Annotated in this window: 6 protein-coding genes; 2 read left to right on the top strand and 4 right to left on the bottom strand. The window is 60.3% G+C overall.

Annotated features, from left to right (window positions below; genetic code table 11):
- The coding region (locus M8A51_RS26010; RefSeq protein WP_251781533.1) for a hypothetical protein at nucleotides 1-707 on the top strand (707 nt) is incomplete at its 5' end.
- A gap of 276 nt (nucleotides 708-983) precedes the next feature.
- Here M8A51_RS26010 and M8A51_RS26005 read toward each other — a convergent pair.
- Nucleotides 984-2078: a hypothetical protein gene (locus tag M8A51_RS26005; RefSeq protein ID WP_251781532.1), complete on the bottom strand. Its 1095-nt coding sequence runs from the start codon at nucleotides 2076-2078 to the stop codon at nucleotides 984-986.
- An 18-nt stretch (nucleotides 2079-2096) separates the two neighbouring features.
- Entirely contained in the window at nucleotides 2097-3608 is a 1512-nt protein-coding gene (locus tag M8A51_RS26000) for a DNA cytosine methyltransferase (protein WP_251781531.1), read from the bottom strand.
- A 240-nt stretch (nucleotides 3609-3848) separates the two neighbouring features.
- Here M8A51_RS26000 and M8A51_RS25995 point away from each other — a divergent pair, with 240 nt between their 5' ends.
- Nucleotides 3849-4103 (top strand): thermonuclease family protein, encoded by a 255-nt coding sequence (locus M8A51_RS25995; protein WP_368408603.1) that lies wholly within the window; start codon nucleotides 3849-3851, stop codon nucleotides 4101-4103.
- Here the strand turns inward: M8A51_RS25995 and M8A51_RS25990 are convergent, their stop codons facing one another.
- Both M8A51_RS25990 and M8A51_RS25985 read right to left on the bottom strand, forming a co-directional pair.
- Nucleotides 4104-4715 (bottom strand): hypothetical protein, encoded by a 612-nt coding sequence (locus M8A51_RS25990; RefSeq protein ID WP_251781528.1) that lies wholly within the window; start codon nucleotides 4713-4715, stop codon nucleotides 4104-4106.
- 48 nt (nucleotides 4716-4763) lie between these two features.
- The gene (locus tag M8A51_RS25985; RefSeq protein WP_251781526.1) at nucleotides 4764-5009 is read right to left on the bottom strand and encodes a hypothetical protein; all 246 of its coding nucleotides are present in this window, start codon (nucleotides 5007-5009) and stop codon (nucleotides 4764-4766) included.
- Nucleotides 5010-5687 lie beyond the last annotated feature (678 nt).

The raw sequence follows: 5687 nt of genomic DNA, 5'->3' as shown, positions 1-5687 counted from the left end.
TCAAGGATCTAAGCTCGGACGAGAACTTGGCGGAGTTCAAGAGTGCCTTTTGGAAGTATGACCTTCCCGTCGAGTACATCGATCCAACGGACGTTGGCCTCATTGAAGATGTCTTTGATCGTCTTAATAGGAACGGAGAACCACTGAAGGGTCAGGAGCTTCGCAATGCGCAGTACCACTCGACCCGGCTTCTTAAGGCAGTTGAGGAGCTTCTAGCAGACGCCTACATGACGACTAGGCTTAGCGTCACGGATCGCACCAGGATGGAAGACAAGGAGTTCTGCTCAGAATGCCTCTTGTCAGCTCATCTCGATCAAGTGATCGACTCCAGTAAGGAAACGTTGGACAAGTTGTATGAGGAGCACAAGGACGACGATTTCGCGCAGGCTCTTCAGCGCTCGAAGGAAATTTGCGCCGACTTATCCGCGCTTGACCTCGACTACCAGGCAAGCAGGGTGAGTGGAGTCTCCCATCTGTATGGTCTATGGAGCTTAGCGTTGGTTTTGCGAAACCACGGCAAAGCTGTCGTGGACTACAAAGACCGCATCAATGAGTTCTATCAAACGCTTCGTGATGGCGGTAAGAATGAGACACGTGACGAGTACAAGAGAAGCATGAGCTCGCGTACAAAGGAGAGGTTCACACGAATCAAGCGTGTGAATGCACTCCTTGCTGTGTGTGGCGAAAGTAAGTGGGCCTTGAAATAGCCAATAGCTTAGAAGCCGGCTATACGGCGAGCGTCAATTTGCACGACCGCCATTAGGCGATCAGTACTGGGTCGGCGATGGTGGACTCTCCGGCCACAAGTCGTGGCACCCTCAGGAGCGACACGGGGCTCGCGCCGAGCTGAGATTCTCGTGATGCAGGCGATGCCCTGTATGCCGCCAGTCGGCGCGCGAGCCGGCGGACGGAAATCGGGCAGCGCGTCCTTGCTGCGAATGCGGCGCTGATTTTCGCTTCGGCCAATACCCATAGTGGTCTGCCTACATGCCTTTGCTTATGTTGGCGATCCACTTTTCAAAACTGATCAGCCGCCCGGCGTCAATGTGCTGCAGTACGCGCCGGATAGACGCCGCATCGTCTTTTCCATCAGGCGCGCGGCCGTATGTCGCCTTGAGGGCCTCAGTGCTGATGTGAACGACGTGGTTGAACATCAGGCTGTTGCCGACCAGCTGCTCACAGGCACGCATGAGACGCGCCGGATCAAACTCATTGGTAACGAAGACATATTCGAACGGCTTGCGGTCAGACTCAGCCGTTACGTAGTCGGCGAAGTCCGTGATGAACTGCTTTTCGCGATCAGCGCGGACGCTCCACTTGGCAGTGACGAGGGTGCGGGCTTCCGGACGAATAACAGCGACATCGACCTTGTTGGGTTTGTCACCAGCACGCACCCGATTGAAGCCGGGGAGATCGTGTAGTGCCCGGCGAGTGTGGATTTGAATGTCGTCGCGTCGGCAGGTGCGCTTCAGCACCTGAGCGATGACATCCTCGAACCCCTCTCCGACAAGGTTCTTCCGCTTGTTGTCGAGTGCAAGGTATTGCCGAACCCGCTGAACGAGTCGATCCCAGATTTCTTGCGATGGTTCAGTGCCTAGGTGAGTGCCGAGCTCTTCCTTTATGAGCGCTACAAGTTCGGGATCTTCGCCCGGCCGAGGAAACCCTCTTCCGGCGTAGGGGCCGCGCTGTGCTTCAGCCTTTGCTGCGACCTGCTTGGCGGTGCGCATCACATGGGCAGCTAGATCCTCAGCGGCGCGCAGGAACAGCCAGTCGATGTTCTGTGCAAGTTCTGAGGGCGTTGTGCCGAGGGCGGTGGAGACCCAGTCATGAAATGCGAGCGACCGGGCGTACCAACGCTTGCCAGGTTGGCTCTTGTCGCTCTCGTAGCAATGGCCAAGCCCGGTTGTTTGATCTGCCCACAAGAGCAGCCGGTAGACATGGGCCCATGCGTGCTCAGCGACGATGCTATCGTTGCTTTGCCGCACAAAATACTGATCGATTAGCCGGGCACGATTCTCCGCGCCAAACGCGGACTTGACGGCGGCAGCCTCGGCTGTTTGCGCATGCTCTTCGGTCACGCGTTTACCTTTGTTGATTCAAGCGCGGCGTTGTTCCTGGGCCTGCTGCACATCGCGCAGCTGTTTGATTAGATCCAGAGCGAGCGCGTGCGCGAGTAGCGGGGGAACCGCATTGCCGACTTGGCGATAGCGCGAATGTGCCGGACCACCGTCGTGGCGACCATCGATCATTCCGGCACGAGGATCGGTCGTGAACAGGAATCGGTCGGGAAAGGACTGCAGCCGTGCAAACTCGCGAACCGACAAAGCGCGAGGTACTGCGAAGTGGTAAACGGAGTCGGCCTTGGTGTTAAGCGTCCAGGCCCAGATGCCGGGATGCAGCCGACGGTAGGCATAGAAGTGTTTGCGGGACAGCTTGCCGGTGCCGTTGTCTTGGCCCCAGCGGTGGCCGGTGATGTATCGCTCTGTCAGTCCCTCGCGCAGATCGCGGTAGTTTCCGCCGGGTGGGATGCCGAGCAGCCGGAGCTTCGTGTCAGGGTTTAGTCGAGGTACTTGTACGTTGGCTAGTGCGGCGCCGGCTCCTTCCCTCATGAGGCGCTGGTAGGCGGTCTTGGCCTCGGGCAGTTCGGCGTATGGAATCACGTCCTGTCGGTTGCCAACAGGAAGGTCCAGGAGATCACTTAGGGCGTCGGACGCAGTGACGACGGATGCGTCGTTGGTGTCAATAAGAGCTTCGCCCGTGCGCAGGCTGCGAATATGTTCCTGAATCACAACTTGATATCGCGGCCGACGCGGACCCTTAAAGCGAGCGAGTGTGACGGCCTGCGTCGCATCAGTTCCCGTAAGCACGACAGGGCAAAGGTGGCTGTTGCGCCGCACTCCGACGAATAGAAGGCGCTTGCGGGTCTGCGGCACACCGAAGTCGGCCGCATCGGCCACTTGAGGCAGCACTTCGTACTCACCGTCTAGAGAAAGGTCAGTGGCGATCTGCTCACGCACTCCCATCTGATCCATGCCGGTGACGTTCTCAACGACGAACGCAGGGGGCAGAGTCTGCTTCAGCACGTCGACGAATTCGCGATAGAGGGAGTTTCGCGGGTCGTCGATCATGCGTGTGTGGTTGCGAACCTGGGAGAACGCCTGGCACGGAGGGCCGCCCACAAGCACGCTTGCGTGCTGCGCGTAGTCAAGGATCTGCGCTTTGATGTTTGGGGAGCGGATATCGCCGGTGATTGCAGCCGCGCCGGGGAAGTTGGCGGCATATGTTGCCATTGCGTCGGGGTCGTTGTCCGAGCCTGCAAGGATGGTGAAGCCGGCCTGCCGAAATCCTTCCGAAAGGCCGCCTGCGCCGCAGAAAAGATCGACTACGGTAAGAGGCGCGGCCGCTTCGACTGTGGAGGCAGTCTTCCGCTCGGCCTTGTTCTTGGCGGGCTGAGTGCCACGGGGCTTTGTCGTTTGTGCCATGTCTGGCCCTTTATTTAGGCGGCGCGTGAAGCTTCGCGACTGGGCGGGTGCCTTCGTCTTGGTGAGCTGTGAACAGGTCGCCTTGTCCGCCCTGATGCAGAAGCACGAACGCTTCCATGAACTCACGCAGAACGCCGGAGGCCTGCTTGTTCTCCGCTTCGCATGCTGCAGTGAACGCGGAACGCAGATGCTTTTCGACTCGGATGCGGATGCCGGCGTCTTTCACAACGTAAGTGTATCGCGTGGATACACACTGTGTATCCACGCGTTTGGGGTCGGAAGTGGGCGGCGTGAACGGCCGCACCCAGCCTGGAGCGGGTGCTCGACGACTAGGCATCGCTGCTCGTTGTGAGCAGCGTTTGAGGTGTGTGCTGCAGGCGATTCACCGAGCACTCTCGTGGCCGCTACGGGCGAACAGTGGCCGATGTCGAATGCCGCGTCGAGGATGCGGGCCAGCATCAGGTGCGCGCCAGTATGGCGTGGGTGTTCGACCGTTACGCGCAGAGCTACAACCACCTGTACGCGCTGCAGAATGCCGCCCGGCGCGAGCGGTTAGGCCTGTGGGCCGATCCGGAGCCAGTACCGCCGCGGGACTGGCGAGCGGCGAAGCGGGCGCAGTGATCAGGCCGGGCCGTGGGCGTGATCCTTGTGCGGCAGAAGCGTCTTCACCATCCAGAACAAACCGTCTTCACCGTTGCTGCCCCTGCTGTACATAGACACCCCCGGGCAGCGGCCAGCCGCTGTTGAAAACTCGCGCTCGATCGCGAGGCTCTCCGGTGCGGCCACTTCCGACAGTGGCACCAGCAGCAGGCGGCGCACGTCTTCGCGGTCGTTCGTGCGCAAGCGCTCGAAGGCTCGACCCAAGGCATGCACGCTGATTTGTACTGCGCATAGGCCTCGGGCAGATCGGGGCACGTAGTCGCCGCGTGCATTGAAATCGACCGTGAAGATGCTCAGTCCCGGCACCATGAATTCCATGTCGGCATTGGCAGTTGGCTGGTGCTCCTTCGGCGCGGCACCGACGTACCAGACCCGCGTGCCCCGGGTCATCCCCGGCCCAATGCGTTCGACCTTCTCTCGCAGATATAGACGCGAGCTGCGCATCTGTGCGAGCCGCGTCGGCGACGCCTCGCCGTCTCGATGCCGCAGGTGCTCCATCATCTGCCGTGCCCATCGCTTGCCATCGCGTTCGTCTACGTAGGTGGCCGTGTTGGCGCTTTTCGGGCTCGTCATGAATTGCGGTTGCTGCCGAGATGCAGTGCATCTTACGGGCCGTGCCGATCAGCTCGAGTGCGCCACTTCGCGTGGGTCGATCAGCACCAGCGGCGCGGGCGTGACCTTCGAGCGCAGGAAGCCGAGCGGCATGCCGTGGAAGAAGCTCGCCACGGCCACACAGGGCTCAGCGTTAGGCCACGCTGCCAGGATGTTGTGAGCTGTGTCGAGCGCAAGCTCGTCGCTCATCGCAGGCGCGCGCCGCTGCAGCACTTCCGTTACCTCGGCCAGCCAGAACCCCTCGTTCCCTTCCATCGCTCACTCCCTCGTGTAGTTGATGGTCGACAGTGTGGCGAGGCCAGCGAGCGGGCGATACCCGCCGTGGGGTGTGGGCCTTCAAAAGGGGGTGGAACGTCGCCAGGAGGGGCGGGGCCGGAAAGCCACTCCGGCTTTAGGTGGCGCCGAATTCCGATCGCCAAAGAAGTCTTGGGTTGGTCTCCTGACCTAGCGGCGTGCCGTAGTAGCTGTGCAGAACCGTATCGTGTTCAGTTGCGATTCGCCAGCAAGTGTCCTCAGAGTCGGGCTCATCACATTGATGGATCGCAACACACTTCGTCAGTTGCAGCGCTCCGTTCGAGGTGAGATGCATCGGCAGCAGGACATAGAGAAGTCGCGACTGCCAAAGATCGAGCTGTGCAATCGCGCAGGCTTCTCGAACATCAGACAACAAAAGCCGCCTACTCGAAGAGCCCTCGTCACTAGATGGGCGCTCTTGAACCTGCAAAAGCCAGGTAGGGTGTTCGCCAATGAACTCTACGAAGCGATAGACCGCTTCTGCCCCGGCACCTGCGGCGAGCTCGTGCGGTATGAATCGCCCCGTGTTTCGCGGAGGCCGATTGGTTTAAGTCAGGGCTCCGCCATGGAGGCCTGATTGGCGAGATGCCGCCAGTAGTTTGCCTCAGCCTCGGCTGGCGGGATGTAGCCGATGGGCTC

Source organism: Caldimonas mangrovi, from assembly GCF_023721835.1.
Taxonomy (GTDB): domain Bacteria; phylum Pseudomonadota; class Gammaproteobacteria; order Burkholderiales; family Burkholderiaceae_C; genus Caldimonas; species Caldimonas mangrovi.
Note: the sequence above shows the minus strand (reverse complement) of the source record. Positions and strands in the feature narration are given on the sequence as shown.

Excerpts from the sequence above, each read along its gene's own strand:
- M8A51_RS25985 (WP_251781526.1), bottom strand. The coding sequence starts at position 5,009 with ATGGAAGGGAACGAGGGGTTCTGGCTGGCCGAGGTAACGGAAGTGCTG.
- M8A51_RS25990 (WP_251781528.1), bottom strand. The coding sequence starts at position 4,715 with ATGACGAGCCCGAAAAGCGCCAACACGGCCACCTACGTAGACGAACGC.